The following is an 18,159-nucleotide window of genomic DNA, read 5'->3' as shown; positions in this document are numbered from 1 at the left end:
CGCACCATCCTCGATCTAGGAGATTCACGTGGCACGCGTCAAGCGGGCGGTCAACGCCCAGAAGAAGCGCCGGACGACCCTCGAGCGCGCCAGCGGCTACCGCGGCCAGCGCTCGCGCCTCTACCGCAAGGCGAAGGAGCAGGTCACCCACTCGCTCGTCTACAGCTACAACGACCGCCGCAAGAACAAGGGCAACTTCCGTCGTCTGTGGATCCAGCGCATCAACGCCGCCGCGCGTGCGCAGGGCATGACCTACAACCGCTTCATCCAGGGCCTCGGCCTCGCGGGTGTCGAGGTCGACCGCAAGATCCTCGCGGAGCTCGCGGTGAACGACACGGCCGCGTTCAACGCGCTCGTGGAGACGGCCCGGGCCGCGCTGCCCGAGGACGTCAACGCGGAGAAGGCCTCGGCCTGACCAGCAGCACTCCCGCCGCGTCGGACCCGGCGCTCCTCACCACGAGGAGTGCCCGGGTCAAGGAGGCGCGGAAGCTCAGCCGCCGCTCGGTGCGAACCGAGCGGCGGCTGTTCGTCGTCGACGGGCCGAAGGGCCTGGAGGCGGCGCTCGAGACGCCCGGTCGCGTCCGGGAGGTCTTCGTGACCCCGGCGGCCGCCGAGCGGTACGCCGCGCTCCTGGACGTGCTCGCGAGCACCGCCCCCGACGTGCCGGTGCACCGGGTGGACGGCCCGGCGATGGAGGCCCTCAGCGAGGCGGTGACCCCCGCCGGTGTGGTCGCGGTGTGCACGCCGCTCGACGTGCCCCTGGCCGACCTGCTCGCCCCCCGTCCCCGGTTGCTCGCGCTGTGCGCGGACGTCCGCGACCCGGGCAACGCGGGGACCGTCGTCCGCTGTGCCGACGCGGCGGGAGCCGACGGGGTGGCACTCCTCGGCAACGCGGTCGACCTCCACAACCCGAAGACCGTCCGCGCGAGCGTGGGCAGCGTGTTCCACCTGCCGATCGCCACGGAGACCGACGTCGCGGGTGCGGTCGCCGCGGTGCGGGCCGTCGGCGTCCGGGTGCTGGCCGCCGACGGCGGGGGCCGGCTCGACCTGTTCGAGGCCGAGGCGTCCGGCCTGCTGGCGGAGCCCACGGCCTGGCTGCTCGGCAACGAGGCCTGGGGCCTGCCCGACGAGGTGGCCGCGCTGGCGGACGACGTCGTCAGCATCCCCATCCACGGTCGCGCGGAGAGCCTCAACCTGGCGACCGCGGCAGCGCTCTGCCTCTACGCCTCGGCGCGGGCCCAGCGCGCACCCGGCGCCTAGGATCGACCCATGGACGCGACGGGGGACCGCACGGCCGACCTCACGGTCTGCGACCTCGTCGACGCGTTGCCCGACGGCGTCGTGATCGCGGACGCCGACGGGCTCGTCACGCACGTCAACGCCGCGGCGGCCCGCTGGCTGCACGTCCCGGCGGCCGAGGCGCACGGGCGGCCGTTGGCCGACGTGCTGGTGCTCCTCAACACCGAGGGCTGCGACTGGGTGCGCTACAACGCGCCGTACGGGAGCCTGCGCACGCGCGTCGGCGTGCCCGAGCAGTCGTGGCTGCTGCCCGACGGGCACGAGGTGCTGACCGCGGCCCGCATCGTGCGCGACGCCGACGGAGCCGTCGTGCGGGTGGCGGTGACGCTCCGCTCGGGCCGGGGGCGGGAACGGCTCGACCGCGAGCGCTCCGACCTGGTGGCCACCGTCGCCCACGAGCTGCGCTCGCCGCTGACCGGCGTCAAGGGCTTCGTGCAGGCGATGCTCAACCGTTGGGACGTGCTCACCGACGAGCAGAAGCGGCTCATGCTCACCACCGTCAACGCGGACGCCGACCGGTTGAGCCGGCTCATCACCGAGCTCCTCGACGTGGCGCGCATCGACACGGGGCGCCTGTGCTTGCACCGTCGCCCCTGCGACGCGGCCGAGCTGGCCGGGCGCGTGGTCTGCTCCGTGGGGGCGGGTACGTCGCGCACCGTCTCCCTCGACGTCGACGGTCCGCTGGAGCCGGTGCTGGCCGACCCGGACAAGTTCACCCAGGTGCTCACCAACCTGGTGGAGAACGGGGTGCGGCACGGCGAGGGCACGGTGCTGGTGCGGCTGGAGCCGACCGCCGACGGCGCCGCGGTGCGGATCACGGTGGACGACGAGGGCCGGGGGATCCCCGAGGAGATCCGGCGCCGGGTGTTCACGAAGTTCTGGCACTTCGGCCAGGCAGGCGGCTCGGGGCTCGGGATGTACCTCGTCGGCGGCCTGGTGGGTGCCCACGGGGGCACGACCGAGATCGGGGAGTCGGCGGACGGCGGCGCCCGGGTGGCCGTGACCTGGCCGGTCGCGCGCGACTGACCCGCGTCCTAGGCGCCCAGCGAGAGCGCCCAGCGCCGCAGCAGGTGCTCGAGCTGAGCACGCTCGTCGGCGTCCAGGCCGGCGACGAGGCGGTGCTCGTTCTCCATGTGCTCGGTGTAGGCCTGGTCGATCAGCCGGCGCCCGGCCTCGGTGAGCCCGACGACACGTCCGCGGCCGTCGAGGTCGCTCGGCTGCCGTCGCACGAGTCCGGCGGTCTCGAGCCGGTCGAGCCGCTTCGTGACGGCGCCGCTCGTCACCATCGTCGTCTGCGCGAGCGCGCTCGGCGTGAGCTCGAAGGGCGCTCCGGCGCGGCGCAGCGTGGCCAGCACGTCGAACTCGCCCTGGCCCAGGCCGTGCCGGCGGTAGACGACCAGCAGCTCCTCCATCAGCCGGTCCGCGATCCGGTGCGTCCGGCCAATGAGGCCCTGGGGGGAGGTGTCCAGGTCGGGGCGTTCGCGGGCCCACTGCTCCTGGATGCGGTCGACGTGATCGAGGCCTCGTTCCACGAGCGGGAATATACCTTCCCTGGAAGGCATTATGTCTTCCGTGGAAGCGAAACTCCGTTGGACCCTCATCACCGCGATCGCGCCGATCGCGTGGGGGAGCACCTACTTCGTCACCAAGCACGCCCTGCCGGCCGACGCGGCCGTCTGGGGTGCCGCGTTCCGGGCGGCCCCCGCCGGGCTCCTGCTCCTCGTGCTCGCCCGACGTCTGCCCCGGGGTGACTGGTGGTGGCGTGCCCTGCTGCTGGGCACGACGAACGTGGGCCTCTTCTTCTGGCTCGTGTACGTCGCGGCGCAGCGCCTGCCGTCGAGCGTCGCCTCGGTGGTGATGGCCGGTGCGCCGCTCGTCATGCTCGCGATGGCCTGGGCCATCGACGGCGACCGTCCGCGCCTGCAGGGCGTGGTCGCCTCGGTGGTCGGGCTCGGCGGCGTGGTGCTGGTCGTCGGGGGAGCGGTCGGTGCGCCCGACGGCTGGGGCCTCGCCGCGTCCGGCGCCGCGCTCCTCTCCTCGAGCGTCGGCTTCGTCCTCGCCCGCCGCTGGAACCGGATCGACCCCGTTCCGGTGGTGGCGTCGACGGCCTGGCAGCTCGTCGCGGGCGGCGCCGGCCTGCTCGTCGCGGCTCCCCTCATCGAGGGCGCGCCGCCGGCGGTGGACGTCCCGGCGGTGGCGGGCTACGCGTACCTCTCGCTCGTCACGACGGCACTGGCCTTCGTCTGCTGGTTCAACGGGTTGAGCCGCCTCGGCGTCGTCGAGGTCGGGGTCATCGGCCTCCTCAACCCGGTGACGGGCGTGCTGCTCGGGACCGTCCTCGGCGGCGAGCACCTGGGCCTGGTGCAGGCGCTCGGGATCATGGTGGTCCTCGGCGCCGTCATCGTCGCCAACCGGCCACCACGTCGCGTCGCCCCGCCGGCCGTCCCGTCGGCCGTGCTCCCTGCCGTCCCGTCGGCGGTCCCGCCCGCTCCACGGCGCCCGGCCCCGGCCCTCGTGGCCCCGCGGTCCGAGGAGGACCTCGTGTGCGCCGTACCCACAACCGGTTCGCCCCGGGACCGCGCCACTTCCTAGACTGGCCCGCGGCCCGTCGGCCGCGTCCGCGCGACCACGGTGCCCTCCTGCTGTTCGACCACCGCGGAAAGGCCCCGATGTCCGGCCCCAACAACGAGTTCGATCCCGTCGAGGTGACCCCGCTGAAGGCCGAGGAGGTCGAGGCGATGACCGAGGCGGCCCTGGCCGCCGTCGCCGCCGCGACCGACCTCGACGCGTTGAAGCAGGTGCGCATCGAGCACACCGGTGACCGCTCGCCCCTCGCCCTCGCCAACCGCGAGATCGGCGCCCTGCCGCCCCAGGCGCGGAAGGACGCCGGCCAGCGGGTCGGGAAGGCCCGGGGCGCCGTCAACCAGGCGCTCGCCGCCCGGCAGGCGGTGCTCGAGGCCGAGCACGAGGAGCGCATGCTCGTCGAGGAGACCGTCGACGTGACGGTGGCCGTGGACCGGCGGCCCCGCGGCGCGCGCCACCCGCTCACCACGGGCGCGGAGCGCATCGCCGACGTCTTCGTCGCCATGGGCTGGGAGATCGCCGAGGGTCCGGTGCTCGAGGCCGAGTGGCTCAACTTCGACGCGCTCAACCTCGGGCCGGACCACCCCGCGCGCACGATGCAGGACACGTTCTGGACCGACCCGGCCGAGAACCACGTCGTGCTGCGCACGCACACGTCGCCGGTGCAGGCGCGCACGATGCTGACGCGCACGCCGCCGATCTACGTCGCGTGCCCCGGTCGCGTGTTCCGCACGGACGAGTACGACGCGACCCACTCCCCGATGTTCCACCAGGTGGAGGGGATCGCGATCGACGAGGGCATCACGATGGCCCACCTCAAGGGCACGCTCGACCACTTCGCCGCCGCCATGTTCGGCGAGGGCATCTCGACGCGCTTCCGCCCGTCGTTCTTCCCCTTCACCGAGCCGAGCGCCGAGGTCGACCTCGTCTGCTTCGTGTGCCGCGGGACCGCGGTGGACGCCGACGGCGCCACCTGCCGCACCTGTCGCGGCGAGGGCTGGATCGAGTGGGGCGGTTGCGGGGTCATGAACCCGCGCGTCCTCGTCGCGTGCGGCGTCGACCCGGAGCGCTACACCGGCTTCGCCTTCGGCATGGGCATCGACCGCACCCTGATGTTCCGCCACGGCGTGGAGGACCTGCGCGCCTTCTTCGAGGGCGACGTCCGCTTCGCCACGGCCTTCGGAACGGAGATCTGAGATGAAGGCACCTGTCTCCTGGATCCGCGAGCACGTCGACCTGCCGGCCGACGTCACGACGGAGGAGCTCGCCCGCCGGCTCACCGACCTCGGGCTCAAGCTCGAGGCCATCGAGCGTCCCGGCCACGACATCACCGGCCCGCTCGTCGTCGGTCGCGTGCTCACGAAGTCGCCGGAGCCGCAGAAGAACGGCAAGACGATCAACTGGTGCACCGTCGACGTCGGCGACGCCAACGGCACCGGCGAGCCCCAGGGCATCGTCTGCGGAGCGCACAACTTCGAGCCCGGCGACCTCGTGGTCGTCGTGCTGCCCGGCGGGGTCCTGCCGGGCGACTTCGCGATCTCCGCGCGCACGACCTACGGCCACCTCTCGGCCGGCATGATCTGCTCCGCGGCCGAGCTGGGGCTCCCCGCCGGCTTCGGCGGTGCGTCCGACGGCATCATCGTGCTCCCGCCCGACGCCGGCGCCCCCGGTGACGACGCGTTCGCGCTGCTGCCGCTGCGCGACGAGGTCATCGAGTTCGAGATCAACCCCGACCGGGCCTACGCCCTGTCCCTGCGCGGCGTGGCCCGGGAGGCGGCGCTGGCGTTCGACGCGCCGTACGCGGACCCCGTCGACCGCCCCGTCCCCGCCGCCGACGGCGAGGGCCACCCCGTCGTGGTCGACGACCCCGACGGCTGCCCGGTGTTCGTGGCCCGCACCGTCTCCGGATTCGACCCGACGGCCCCGACGCCCGACTGGATGGCCCGTCGCATCCAGCTCGCGGGGATGCGCCCGATCTCGCTCGCCGTCGACGTGACGAACTACGTGATGCTGGAGACCGGTCGCCCGATCCACGGGTACGACGCGGACAAGGTCACCGGCGCCCTCCGCGTCCGGCGTGCGACGGCGGGGGAGCGGCTGACGACCCTCGACGGCACCGACCGTGCGCTGAGCCCCGAGGACCTCGTCGTCACCGACGACTCGGGCATCATCGGGCTGGGCGGCGTCATGGGCGGCGAGACGACCGAGATGTCGTCGACCACGACCCGTGTGCTCGTCGAGGCGGCGCACTGGGACGCGGTCTCGATGTTCCGCACGGGTCGCCGCCACAAGATCACCTCCGAGGCCGGCAAGCGCAACGAGCGCGGTGTCGACCCGACCATCTGCGAGGCGGCGGCCGACCGGGTCGTCGAGCTCCTCGTCGCCCACGGCGGCGGCACGGCGGACGCGGGCGTCACCGTCGTCGGCACGCCGCCGGCACCGGCGAAGGTCACCGTGGCCGCCGACCTGCCGGCCCGCGTGTCGGGCATCGACATCGACGCCGCCACCACCCGCCGGCACCTCGCGGCGGTGGGCTGCGGGGTCGGGGGCGACGACGCCGCGCTCGACGTGGTCGTGCCGCCGTGGCGTCCCGACCTGACCGACCCCTTCGACATGGTCGAGGAGGTCGTCCGGATCGTCGGGTACGGCGCGGTCCCGTCGGTGCTGCCGACCCCCACCGCGGGTCGCGGCCTGACCCGGGAGCAGCGCCTGCGCCGCCGGGTGGGTCGCGCGCTGGCCGGTGCGGGCCTCGTCGAGGTGGTGAGCTTCCCGTTCACCGGCGAGGCCGCGCTCGACGCGCTCGAGGTGCCGGCGGACGACGAGCGGCGTCGTACGGTGCGTCTCGCCAACCCGCTGTCGACGGAGGAGCCGTCCTACACGACGACCCTGCTCACCGGCACCCTCGCGGCGGCCGCCCGCAACACGGGCCGCGGCATGCCGGGCATCGCGCTCTTCGAGACCGGCACCGTGGCGTTCGCCTCCGACGTCGCCGCCCCGCTGCTGGGGGTCGACCGGCGGCCGACCGACGACGAGCTGGCGGCGCTCCTCGGGGCGCTCCCGCGGCAGCCGCTGCACCTCGCGGTCGTCCTCGGCGGCCAGCGCGACAACCCGGGGTGGTGGGGCGCCGGTCGCGACGCCGACTGGGTCGACGTCGTCGGTGTCGTGCGCGACCTGGCGGGCGAGCTCGGCGTCGAGGTGCAGGTCGAGAACGACCAGCTGGCGCCCTGGCACCCGGGTCGCTGCGCGAAGGTCGTGCTGGTGGGCGTCGACGGCACCCGCACGACGCTGGGCCACGCGGGCGAGCTGCACCCGCGCGTCGTGGCGCGTCTCGGTCTCCCGGCGCGCACGTCGGCCGCGGAGCTCGACCTCGACCTGCTGCTGGCCGCCGTGCCGGACGCGGTGCGGGGACCGGTGTTCTCGACGTACCCCGTCGCCAAGGAGGACGTCGCTCTCCTCGTCGACGCGGCGGTGCCGGCGGGCGACGTCGAGGCGGCCCTGCGCGAGGGCGCCGGCGCCCTGCTCGAGTCGCTGCGCCTCTTCGACGTCTACACGGGCGCGGGCGTGCCCGAGGGCAGCAAGTCGCTCGCGTTCGCGCTGCGGTTCCGCGCCCTCGACCGCACGCTGGCCGAGGGCGAGGCCGCCGCCGCGCGCGACGCCGCCGTCGCGCTCGCCACCGCCCGCACCGGAGCCGCCCTCCGCGGCTGACCCCTCGATGGTCATGCAGGCGGCGTGTTCCCCGGGCGACCGGGGAACACGCCGCTTTGACCATCAAATTTGATGGTCGAAGCGACACTTTCCCCGGTCGACCGGGGAAAGTGTCAGGGCCCGCCACGCCCAAGCCGGCAAAGAATTCGCGTGCTCATGCACGGCCATGTATGGTCATGCACATGACGTCTCCCTTCTCCGTCGCTGTCGCCGGGGCGAGCGGGTACGCCGGCGGCGAGGTCCTCCGGCTGCTCCTCGGCCACCCGGACGTCCGCATCGGCGCCCTCACCGGTGGCTCCAACGCCGGCCAGCCGCTCGGCGCCCTGCAGCCGCACCTGGTGCCGCTCGCCGACCGGGTCCTCGAGGAGACCACCCCGGAGACGCTCGCCGGTCACGACGTGGTCTTCCTCGGCCTGCCGCACGGCCAGTCGGCCCCGATCGCGGAGGCGCTGGGCGACGACACGATCGTCGTCGACTGCGGCGCCGACTTCCGGCTGGTCGACGGCGCCGACTGGGAGAAGTTCTACGGCTCGGCCCACGCCGGCACGTGGCCCTACGGCCTCCCGGAGCTGGCGGGCCAGCGCGACCAGCTGCGCGGCGCACGGCGGATCGCGGTCCCCGGCTGCTACCCGACGATCTCGACGCTGACGTTCGCGCCCGCCGTGGCAGCGGGTCTGGTCACCGACGACCTCACCGTCGTCGCGGCCTCCGGCACGTCCGGTGCGGGCAAGGCCCCGAAGCCCCACCTCCTCGGTAGCGAGGTGATGGGCAACGCGAGCGCGTACGGCGTCGGTGGCGTCCACCGCCACACGCCCGAGATCCGGCAGAACCTGGGTCGGGTGACCGACGCCGACCTCAAGGTGGGGTTCACCCCGCTGCTGGTGCCGATGGCCCGCGGCATCCTCGCCACCTGCACGGCACCCCTCGCGGGCGACGTCACCGCTGAGGAGGCCTACGAGGTCTACGCGAAGGCCTACGCCGACGAGCCCTTCGTCCACCTGCTGCCGTCGGGCATGTGGCCGGCAACGCAGTCGGTCCTGGGGTCCAACGCGGTCCACCTCCAGGTCACCGTCGACGAGGCCGCGCACCGCCTCGTCGCGGTGGGTGCGGTCGACAACCTCGCGAAGGGCACCGGCGGTGCCGCCGTGCAGTGCATGAACCTCGCGCTCGGCCTCGACGAGACGACCGGGCTCTCGACCGTGGGGTTGGCCCCGTGAGCGCCCCCCAGGACGGGACGCCGGGCGAGACGCAGCCCGCGTCGTACGAGCTCGCCCGCTTCCCCGAGACCCTCGCCGTGGTGCGCCTCGGCCCCGGGTCGACCATCCCCGCCTGGGCGGAGTCCTCGTCGGTCTTCCAGGTGACGGCCACGGCGACGGAGACGACCGTGCTGTGCGCCGCACGGAACGTCCCGACGAAGGCCCGCAGCGTGCGGCCGTTCACCGCGTTCCAGCTCGGTGGCGAGCGCACCGTGGCCGAGAGCGCCGCCCTCCTGCCGGACGTCCTCGCCCCGCTCGCGGACGAGGAGATCGCCGCGATCCCGCTGACGACGTACGACGCGCTCTGGGTGCTCGTCCCGGGCGCCGAGGCCGACGCGGCCGAGGCGGCGTGGCGACGACGAGGGCACGCGGTCGGCGCCGCCGTCCCGGCGAGCTGAACCGCACCGCCCCGCGCCCCGTCCCGCCCGGCCCGCCGGGCTCCCCGCCGCACTCCGGTGCGGCCGTGCCCCAGGAGCACCCATGACCGTCACCACCCCCGCCGGCTTCCGCGCCGCGGGCGTCCCCGCCGGGCTGAAGTCGACCGGCGCGAAGGACGTCGCGCTCGTCGTCAACGACGGCCCGCGCTTCGACTCGGCGTCCGTCTTCACGTCGAACCGCTGCAAGGCCAACCCGATCCTCTGGAGCCAGGAGGTCGTCAAGGACGGCGTCGTGCGCGCCGTCGTGCTCAACTCCGGCGGAGCCAACTGCTACACGGGCGCCGAGGGCTTCCAGACCACCCACGCGGTCGCCGAGCGCGTCGCCGACCGGTTGGGCATCGGCGCGATCGACGTCGTCGTCTGCTCGACGGGCCTCATCGGTCTCGCCAACCCGCGCCAGAACCTCCTCGACGGCGTCGACGCGGCGTACGACGCGCTCAGCGCCACCGGCGGCGAGGAGGCCGCGCAGGCGATCATGACGACGGACTCCGTGCACAAGCAGGTCGTCGTCGAGGGCGCCGGCTGGAGCATCGGCGGGATGGCGAAGGGCGCCGGCATGCTGGCCCCGCAGCTCGCCACGATGCTCGTGGTGCTCACGACCGACGCGGTCGTGGAGGCCGCCGACCTCGACCGTGCGCTGCGTGCGGCGACGCGGGTCAGCTTCGACCGTCTCGACTCCGACGGCTGCATGTCGACGAACGACACCGTCACCGTCATGGCGAGCGGCGCCAGCGGCATCACCCCGACGCTCGACGACTTCACCGACGGGCTCACACAGGCCTGCACCGACCTCGCCATGCAGCTGCTCAAGGACGCCGAGGGTGCCGACCACGAGATCGCGATCACGGTCGTCAACGCGGCGAGCGAGGACGACGCGGTCGAGGTCGGTCGCAGCGTGGCCCGCTCCAACCTGTTCAAGGCCGCCGTCTTCGGCAAGGACCCCAACTGGGGCCGGGTGCTGGCGAGCATGGGCACGACGCAGGCGGCGTTCGACCCCGCCGACCTCGACGTCGCGATGAACGGCGTCTGGGTGTGCCGGGCGTCCACGCCGGCGGAGGACCCGGCGGGCGTGGACCTCACCCCGCGCGAGGTCAGCGTGACCATCGACCTGAAGTCCGGCGACGAGCGCGCGACGGTGTGGACCAACGACCTCACCCACGCCTACGTCCACGAGAACAGCGCGTACTCGTCGTGACGAGCCCCAGCGAGGAGACGACCGGCATGAGCACCGACGAGGTCCACTACAAGCCCAAGGTCGACACGGCGAAGGCCGCGACGCTGGCCGCGGCGCTGCCGTGGCTGAAGGCCTACAACGGCAAGATCCTGGTCATCAAGTACGGCGGCAACGCCATGACCGACGACACCCTCAAGCAGGCGTTCGCGGAGGACATCGCGTTCCTCCGCTACGCAGGGTTCCACCCGGTCGTGGTCCACGGTGGCGGCCCGCAGATCAGCACCATGCTCAAGCGGCTCGACATCACGTCGGAGTTCCGCGGCGGTCTGCGCGTCACCACGCCCGAGGCGATGGACGTCGTGCGGATGGTGCTGGTCGGCCAGGTCCAGCGTGAGCTGGTCGGGCTGCTCAACACCCACGGCCCCATCGCGGTCGGCCTGTCGGGCGAGGACGCCGGCCTGTTCACGGCAGTGCCCGCCACGACGGTCGTCGACGGGGAGGAGGTCGACCTCGGCCTGGTCGGCGAGGTGGGCTCGGTGCGCCCCGAGGCGGTGCTCGACCTCGTCCACGCCGGTCGCGTCCCGGTGATCTCGAGCGTCGCTCCCGACGCCGACGGCGTCGTGCACAACGTCAACGCCGACACCGCAGCCGCGGCCCTCGCGGCGGCCCTGGGTGCCGAGAAGCTGCTCGTGCTGACCGACGTCGAGGGTCTCTACCGCGACTGGCCCAACAGCCCCGACCTCATCGGGGAGATCAGCCCCGAGAGCCTCGAGGAGCTGATGCCGAGCCTGGCGAGCGGCATGGTCCCCAAGATGACGGCCTGCCTCAACGCGGTGCGCGACGGCGTGCCCCGGGCGACCGTCGTGGACGGTCGCGAGCCGCACGCCGTGCTCCTCGAGATCTTCACCGACGAGGGGATCGGCACGCAGGTGCTGCCGGGCGTCCCCACCAAGATCCGCACCGCGAAGGTGCCCCCGAAGCCGAAGGACGAGATCTGATGACGACGAGCGGGTGGGGCGAGCGGTACTCCGACGCCCTGATGAACACGTTCGGTCCCCCGAAGACGACGCTGGTCTCGGGCTCCGGCGCGCGCGTCACCGACGCCGACGGCAAGGAGTACGTCGACTTCCTCGGCGGCATCGCCGTCAACACGCTGGGCCACGGTCACCCCGCGCTGGTGCGCGCGGTGAGCGAGCAGGCCGCGCGGCTCGTGCACGTGTCGAACTTCTTCGCGACGCCCCCGCAGATCGAGCTGGCCGAGCGCCTCCTCGGCCTGCTCGGCGCCGGGGGCCGCGTCTTCTTCGCCAACTCCGGCACGGAGGCCAACGAGGCGGCGTTCAAGCTGACCCGTCGCACCGGTCGCACCCGGATCGTCGCCGCCACCGGCGGTTTCCACGGCCGCACGATGGGTGCCCTCGCGCTCACCTCCAAGGAGGCGTACCGCACGCCCTTCGCGCCGCTGCCGGGCGACGTCACCTTCGTCGAGTACGGCGACGCCGCAGCCCTCGAGGCCGCGGTCGACGAGTCCGTGGCCGCGGTCCTGCTCGAGCCCGTCCAGGGCGAGGCCGGCGTCGTCGTGCCGCCCACCGACTACCTGGTGCGCGCCCAGCAGGTCGCCCGCGACGCCGGCGCGCTGCTCTGGCTCGACGAGGTGCAGTCCGGCATCGGGCGCACCGGCACCTGGTTCGCCCACCAGAACCCCGCGCTCGTCGACGGGACGGTCGTGCCGGACGTCGTCACGCTCGCGAAGGGCCTGGCCGGCGGCGTGCCGATCGGCGCCTGCATCGCCACGGGGGGCAGCGGCAAGCTGTTCGACCCGGGCAACCACGGCACGACCTTCGGCGGCAACCCGCTGGCGACCGCGGCGGCGTTGGCCGTCCTCGACACCGTGGAGTCCGAGGGCCTGCTCGCACGGTCGACGACGGCCGGGGCGCGCCTGAAGGAGCTGCTGGCCGCCGACGCGCGGGTCACCGAGGTGCGCGGCGCGGGGCTCATGGTCGGCATCGACCTGTCGCAGCCGTACGCCGCGGAGACCGTCGCCGCGGGCCAGGACGCCGGCTTCGTGCTCAACGCCCCGAGCCCGACGCGGCTGCGCTTCGTGCCGCCGCTCGTGGTCACGGACGCCGACCTCGACGCGCTCGCCGCGGCGTGGAGCGGGATCCTCGACACGGCGTACACCGCGGGCGGTGCCGCATGAGCGCCGTCGGGACCGCGACGGTCCGCCACCTGCTCCGCGACGACGACCTCACCCCGGCCGAGCAGGCCGAGGTGCTGGCGCTCGCCGCGGCGTACAAGAAGGCGCCGTACGACGCGAAGCCGCTCGCCGGTCCTCGCACCGTCGCGATGATCTTCGACAAGCAGACCCTGCGCACGCAGGCGTCGTTCGCCGCCGGCATCGCCGAGCTGGGCGGGCACCCGCTCGCCATCGACGGCAAGCTCGCCGCCATCGGCGAGCGCGAGTCGGTCGCCGACGTCGCCCGGGTGCTCGGCCGGCAGGCGAGCGCGATCGTGTGGCGCACCTACGAGCAGTCCAAGCTCGCGGAGATGGCGGAGTGGAGCGGGGTGCCCGTCGTCAACGCGCTCACCGACGACTTCCACCCCTGCCAGCTGCTCGCGGACCTGCTGACTATCCAGGAGGCGAAGGGCCGGCTCGAGGGGCTGACGGTCGCCTTCCTCGGCGACGCCGCCTGCAACATGGGCAACTCCTGGGCCATCGCCGGCGCGATGGCGGGGATGGACGTCGTCTTCGGTGCCCCGGAGGGCCACTGGCCGGCGACCGAGGTCCAGGACCTCGTGAGGACCGCGCCCTGGTCGGGCACGATCCGCACCCTGGCCGACCCGGTCGAGGCGGTCCGCGACGCCGACGTGGTGGTCACCGACACCTGGGTGTCGATGGGCAAGGAGTCCGAGGCGGCCGAGCGGGAGCGCATCTTCGGGGGTTTCTCCGTCACGGAGGAGCTGCTGGCGCACGCGAAGTCCGACGCGGTCGTCCTGCACTGCCTGCCGGCCTACCGCGGCAAGGAGATCAGCGCCGAGGTCCTCGAGGGACCGCGCTCGCTGGTCTGGGACGAGGCGGAGAACCGCCGCCACGTCCAGAAGGCCCTGCTGGCCTTCCTCATGCAGCGCTCCGGCGTGCTGGAGGAGGACGTCGTCGTCTGAGACGACGCGCCCCCGACGAGCCACGAGCACGACGAGCACGAGCACCACGAGAGGAGGAGACGATGAGCGAGACCGCCATGACCCCGCTGACGAAGAACGCGCGCCAGCGGCGCATCACCGAGCTGCTCGAGCAGCACGAGGTGCGGTCGCAGACCGAGCTCGCCGAGCTGCTCGCGGCGCGCGGCGTCCACGTCACCCAGGCGACGCTCAGCCGCGACCTCGTCGAGATCGACGCCGTCAAGGTGCGGGCGCTCTCGGGGGCCATGGTCTACGCGGTGCCCGCCGAGGGGGGCGACCGCACCCCGACCCACCTGCGGGAGTCGGTGTCGGCCAGCGCCCGCCTCTCCAAGCTGTGCGCCGAGCTGCTCGTCAGCTCCGAGGCGGCCGGCAACCTCGTGGTGCTGCGCACGCCGCCCGGCGCGGCGCAGTACCTGGCGAACGCGATCGACAAGGCCGACCCGGCCGACGTGCTCGGCACCATCGCGGGCGACGACACCGTGCTCGTGATCGGACGTGATCCCGCCCGGGGCGACGACCTCGCCCGACGATTCACGGCGCTGGCCGACGGTCACGCCGGGGGCTGACCCCCGGCGGCCGCCCGCCCGCGCCGTACCCCAGACTCAGCTGCGACGACCCACGACGAAGGAAGACAACACACGTGAGCAAGGTCCTGACCTCCCTTCCCGCCGGCGAACGCGTCGGCATCGCCTTCTCCGGCGGCCTGGACACCTCGGTGGCCGTCGCCTGGATGCGCGAGAAGGGCGCGGTCCCGTGCACCTACACCGCCGACATCGGGCAGTACGACGAGCCCGACATCGACGGGGTGCCCGGGCGTGCACTGGCGTACGGCGCGGAGCTGTCCCGCCTCGTCGACTGCAAGACCCAGCTGGTGGAGGAGGGGCTCGCGGCACTCGCGTGCGGCGCCTTCCACATCCGCTCGGCGGGCCGCACCTACTTCAACACCACGCCCCTCGGACGGGCCGTCACGGGCACGCAGCTCGTGCGGGCGATGCACGAGGACGGCGTCGACATCTGGGGCGACGGCTCGACCTTCAAGGGCAACGACATCGAGCGGTTCTACCGCTACGGCCTGCTGGCCAACCCGGAGCTGCGCATCTACAAGCCGTGGCTCGACGCGGAGTTCGTCACCGAGCTCGGCGGCCGCGCCGAGATGAGCCAGTGGCTGTCGGAGCGCGACCTGCCCTACCGCGACAGCAAGGAGAAGGCGTACTCCACCGACGCCAACATCTGGGGCGCCACCCACGAGGCGAAGACGCTCGAGCACCTCGACGTCTCGCTCGAGACGGTCGAGCCGATCATGGGCGTGCGGTTCTGGGACCCCGCGGTCGACATCGCGACCGAGGACGTGACCATCGCCTTCGAGGGCGGCCGTCCGGTGGCGATCAACGGACGCCGGTACGACGACGTGGTGGCGCTCGTGCACGAGGCGAACCTCATCGGTGGGCGCCACGGCCTCGGCATGTCCGACCAGATCGAGAACCGCATCATCGAGGCGAAGTCGCGCGGCATCTACGAGGCCCCGGCGCTCGCGCTGCTGTGGATCGCCTACGAGCGGCTGCTCAACGCGATCCACAACGAGGACACGGTCGCGCAGTACCACAACGAGGGCCGCAAGCTCGGCCGGCTGCTCTACGAGGGCCGTTGGCTCGACCCGCAGGCGCTCATGGTGCGGGAGTCCATCCAGCGCTGGATCGCGTCGCTCGTGACCGGCGAGGTGACGCTGCGGCTGCGTCGGGGTGAGGACTACTCGATCCTCCGCACCGACGGTCCCGCGTTCTCCTACCACCCCGACAAGCTGTCGATGGAGCGCACGGAGAACGCCGCGTTCGGCCCGCACGACCGCATCGGACAGCTCACGATGCGCAACCTCGACATCGCGGACTCGCGCTGGAAGCTCGAGGCCTACGCGGCGCAGCCCCTCGACCAGGGCCAGGTGCTCGTCGAGAACGGCACGCTCTTCGGCGAGATCGAGACGGGCGGGGCGGAGCGCATCGCCGACAACCCGTCGATCGAGGGTGCGGAGGCCGACGCGCTCGACGCCGCCGCCATGGAGTTCGGGACCGACTGACGATGACGGACCAGCCCACGGCGCCCGACGCGGCCAAGGACGAGGCGAAGGACGAGGCGACCAACACCGGGAAGCTCTGGGGCGGTCGGTTCGCCGGCGGGCCCAGCCCGGAGCTCGAGGCGCTGTCGCGCTCGACGCACTTCGACTGGCGCCTGACGCCCTACGACCTCGCGGGGTCGCGTGCCCACGCGGGCGCGCTGCACCGGGCGGGACTGCTCACCGACGGCGACCACGCCGAGCTGGTGCGCGGACTGGACGTGCTGGGGGAGCAGTACGCCGCGGGCGACCTCCGTCCTGCGCCCTCGGACGAGGACGTGCACGGGGCCCTGGAGCGGCTGCTCCTCGAGGAGGTCGGTCCCGACGTCGGCGGCCGGCTGCGCGCGGGCCGCTCCCGCAACGACCAGATCGCGACCCTGTTCAAGATGTTCCTGCGTGACCACGCCCGGGTGGTGGCGGGACAGGTGCTCGACCTGGTCGACGCGATCGCGGGACAGGCGGAGCAGCACCTCGGCGCGATCATGCCCGGGCGCACGCACCTGCAGCACGCGCAGCCCGTGCTGCTGAGCCACCACCTGCTCGCCCACGCCTGGGCGTTGCTCCGCGACGTCGACCGCCTCGCGGACTGGGACGCCCGGGTGGCCGCGGACTCGCCGTACGGCTCCGGCGCGCTGGCCGGCTCGAGCCTCGGGCTGGACCCGGCCGGCGTGGCCGCCGAGCTCGGCTTCACGGGTTCCACGGCCAACTCCATCGACGGTACGGCGGCACGCGACTTCGTCGCCGAGCTCGCGTTCGTGGGGGCGATGGTGGGCGTGGACGTCAGCCGGCTGGCCGAGGAGGTCATCCTCTGGTCCACCGCGGAGTTCCGCTTCGTGCGGCTGCACGACTCGTGGTCGACGGGGTCGAGCATCATGCCGCAGAAGAAGAACCCCGACATCGCCGAGCTGGCGCGGGGCAAGGCAGGGCGGCTGATCGGTGACCTCGCCGGTCTGCTCGCCACGTTGAAGGCGCTGCCCCTGGCCTACAACCGGGACCTCCAGGAGGACAAGGAGCCGGTGTTCGACACGGTCGACACGCTCGAGGTGCTGCTGCCCGCGTTCACGGGCATGGTGGCGACGCTCGGCTTCGACACCGACCGGATGGCGGAGCTCGCCCCGCAGGGGTTCTCGCTCGCGACGGACGTCGCCGAGTGGTTGGTCCGCGAGGGTGTGCCGTTCCGCGTCGCCCACGAGGTGGCGGGGGAGTGCGTCCGCCGCTGCGAGGCGGCGGGCATCGACCTCCCGGACCTGAGCGACGCCGACCTCGCCGACATCCACCCGGCGCTGCACGCCGGCGTGCGGGAGGTGCTGACGATCGAGGGCTCGGTCGCATCGAGGGACGGCATCGGGGGTACCGCCCCCGTGCGGGTCGTGGAGCAGCTGGGCCAGGTGCGCGACCGCGCGACCCACCTGCGGGAGCGGCTGGCCTGACCGCCCCGCGGCAGACCGACGCGAGGAGCACGACGTGAGCGACCTGTTCGACCGCCTGACCGGGCCGGTGGAGCAGGTCGCTCCGTCGTTGCTGGGGTGCGTGCTCGTGACCGCCGACGTACGGATCCGCATCACCGAGGTCGAGGCGTACGACGGCGAGCACGACCCCGCGTCCCACGCGTGGCGGGGGAGGACGGCGCGCAACGCCACGATGTTCGGGCCGGCCGGGCACGCCTACGTGTACTTCACCTACGGCATGCACCACTGCCTCAACGTGGTGACCGGCGTGGAGGGGGTCGCGAGCGGGACCCTCGTCCGAGCCGGCGAGGTCGTCGGGGGAGTGGAGACCGCCCGGGTACGCCGCGGTGGCGCCCCCGACCGCGACCTCGCCCGGGGACCGGCGCGGCTGTGCCGGGCGCTCGCCGTCGACCGCTCGTACGACGGCACACCCCTGCTCCTGGACGACAGCCCGATCCGGCTGGAGGAGGGCGACACGCCCGGTCCCGAAATGATTCTCAGCGGTCCCCGGGTGGGGGTGAGTCGCGAGGCGGAGCGGCCGTGGCGGTTCTGGATCGCGGGCGATCCCACGGTCAGCGCGTACCGCCCGGCGGTCCGGCGGCGACCTGCAACGCGCTGACCTGCGCAAACACCCGGAACGTCGATCCGATTTGCACGGGCCGCCGGACAGCCCCTAATGTTTCCCATGTCGCCGCGAGCGGCTCCCGCCGGAAAGGCCGAAAGGCCAGACCAGTGGTGTGCCGGGAAAGCGATGCAGGACGAGTCAGACCGAGTTGACAAGCTCGAATCGGTCCGGTAAGTTTCTGCGGGTTGCCCCGAGGGGATCGGAGAGATCCGAGTCAAGCGGTGCGCGTGTGATTCTTGAGAACTCAACAGTGTGTCATATAAGTCGACGAATTAGTTTGTTTGTTTTTGCCTCGTCGGCTCTGCTCGGTGCGGTGGCCAGCTTTGGTTGTTTGGGTGGGGTTGATGT

The 18,159-nt window shown here is 73.1% G+C and carries 17 protein-coding genes; 16 read left to right on the top strand and 1 reads right to left on the bottom strand.

Annotated features, from left to right (window positions below):
- Nucleotides 1-28 precede the first annotated feature (28 nt).
- Genes rplT through G3T38_RS13360 form a run of 3 tightly spaced genes read left to right on the top strand, consistent with a single transcriptional unit; the run spans nt 29 to nt 2,325 of the window.
- Nucleotides 29-415 (top strand): 50S ribosomal protein L20, encoded by a 387-nt coding sequence (gene rplT / locus G3T38_RS13370; protein ID WP_163772820.1) that lies wholly within the window; start codon nt 29-31, stop codon nt 413-415.
- On the top strand, nt 412-1,260 hold the full coding sequence (locus G3T38_RS13365) for a TrmH family RNA methyltransferase (protein WP_163772985.1): 849 nt from the start codon (nt 412-414) through the stop codon (nt 1,258-1,260). Before rplT ends, G3T38_RS13365 begins: the two co-directional genes overlap by 4 nt.
- 9 nt (nt 1,261-1,269) lie before the next feature.
- On the top strand, nt 1,270-2,325 hold the full coding sequence (locus G3T38_RS13360) for a sensor histidine kinase (protein WP_163772819.1): 1,056 nt from the start codon (nt 1,270-1,272) through the stop codon (nt 2,323-2,325).
- Between the two features lie 8 nt (nt 2,326-2,333).
- On the opposite strand, the gene G3T38_RS13355 is transcribed toward G3T38_RS13360, so the two are convergent.
- A complete protein-coding gene (locus tag G3T38_RS13355) occupies nt 2,334-2,831 on the bottom strand; it encodes a MarR family winged helix-turn-helix transcriptional regulator (RefSeq protein WP_338037637.1) in 498 nt (165 codons plus the stop codon).
- A gap of 40 nt (nt 2,832-2,871) precedes the next feature.
- Between G3T38_RS13355 and G3T38_RS13350 the strand changes: the two genes are divergently transcribed.
- The 13 genes from G3T38_RS13350 to G3T38_RS13290 all read left to right on the top strand — a co-directional run bounded on the left by G3T38_RS13350 (nt 2,872) and on the right by G3T38_RS13290 (nt 17,805).
- Entirely contained in the window at nt 2,872-3,891 is a 1,020-nt protein-coding gene (locus tag G3T38_RS13350; RefSeq protein ID WP_163772817.1) for an EamA family transporter, read from the top strand.
- Between the two features lie 77 nt (nt 3,892-3,968).
- Nucleotides 3,969-5,078 (top strand): phenylalanine--tRNA ligase subunit alpha, encoded by a 1,110-nt coding sequence (gene pheS, locus G3T38_RS13345; protein WP_163772816.1) that lies wholly within the window; start codon nt 3,969-3,971, stop codon nt 5,076-5,078.
- A 1-nt stretch (nt 5,079) separates the two neighbouring features.
- Complete coding sequence (gene pheT / locus G3T38_RS13340) at nt 5,080-7,587, top strand: phenylalanine--tRNA ligase subunit beta (protein ID WP_163772815.1); 2,508 nt, start codon at nt 5,080-5,082, stop codon at nt 7,585-7,587.
- Between the two features lie 176 nt (nt 7,588-7,763).
- Nucleotides 7,764-8,804 carry an N-acetyl-gamma-glutamyl-phosphate reductase gene (gene argC, locus G3T38_RS13335; RefSeq protein WP_163772814.1) on the top strand — a complete coding sequence of 347 codons (1,041 nt, stop codon included), beginning with the start codon at nt 7,764-7,766 and terminating at the stop codon, nt 8,802-8,804.
- Entirely contained in the window at nt 8,801-9,241 is a 441-nt protein-coding gene (locus G3T38_RS13330; RefSeq protein ID WP_163772813.1) for a hypothetical protein, read from the top strand. The genes argC and G3T38_RS13330 overlap by 4 nt, the downstream gene beginning before the upstream one ends.
- A gap of 82 nt (nt 9,242-9,323) precedes the next feature.
- Nucleotides 9,324-10,475, top strand: a complete 1,152-nt coding sequence (gene argJ, locus G3T38_RS13325) for a bifunctional glutamate N-acetyltransferase/amino-acid acetyltransferase ArgJ (protein ID WP_163772812.1) — start codon at nt 9,324-9,326, stop codon at nt 10,473-10,475.
- A gap of 26 nt (nt 10,476-10,501) precedes the next feature.
- Entirely contained in the window at nt 10,502-11,452 is a 951-nt protein-coding gene (gene argB, locus G3T38_RS13320) for an acetylglutamate kinase (protein WP_163772811.1), read from the top strand.
- Nucleotides 11,452-12,651 (top strand): acetylornithine transaminase, encoded by a 1,200-nt coding sequence (locus tag G3T38_RS13315; RefSeq protein ID WP_163772810.1) that lies wholly within the window; start codon nt 11,452-11,454, stop codon nt 12,649-12,651. The genes argB and G3T38_RS13315 overlap by 1 nt, the downstream gene beginning before the upstream one ends.
- The gene (argF, locus tag G3T38_RS13310) at nt 12,648-13,613 is read left to right on the top strand and encodes an ornithine carbamoyltransferase (protein ID WP_163772809.1); all 966 of its coding nucleotides are present in this window, start codon (nt 12,648-12,650) and stop codon (nt 13,611-13,613) included. The genes G3T38_RS13315 and argF overlap by 4 nt, the downstream gene beginning before the upstream one ends.
- Nucleotides 13,614-13,675: 62 nt before the next feature.
- Nucleotides 13,676-14,197 carry an arginine repressor gene (locus tag G3T38_RS13305; protein ID WP_163772808.1) on the top strand — a complete coding sequence of 174 codons (522 nt, stop codon included), beginning with the start codon at nt 13,676-13,678 and terminating at the stop codon, nt 14,195-14,197.
- Between the two features lie 74 nt (nt 14,198-14,271).
- Complete coding sequence (gene argG / locus G3T38_RS13300; protein ID WP_163772807.1) at nt 14,272-15,702, top strand: argininosuccinate synthase; 1,431 nt, start codon at nt 14,272-14,274, stop codon at nt 15,700-15,702.
- Nucleotides 15,703-15,704: 2 nt separating this feature from the next.
- On the top strand, nt 15,705-17,168 hold the full coding sequence (gene argH, locus G3T38_RS13295) for an argininosuccinate lyase (protein WP_163772806.1): 1,464 nt from the start codon (nt 15,705-15,707) through the stop codon (nt 17,166-17,168).
- Between the two features lie 34 nt (nt 17,169-17,202).
- The gene (locus tag G3T38_RS13290; protein ID WP_163772805.1) at nt 17,203-17,805 is read left to right on the top strand and encodes a DNA-3-methyladenine glycosylase; all 603 of its coding nucleotides are present in this window, start codon (nt 17,203-17,205) and stop codon (nt 17,803-17,805) included.
- Nucleotides 17,806-18,159 lie beyond the last annotated feature (354 nt).

The sequence above is a fragment of the Nocardioides zeae genome (genome assembly GCF_010686755.1).
Lineage (GTDB): Bacteria > Actinomycetota > Actinomycetes > Propionibacteriales > Nocardioidaceae > Nocardioides > Nocardioides zeae.
The sequence above is the reverse complement of the archived record's forward strand: the minus strand, read 5'-3'. Positions and strand labels throughout refer to the sequence as shown.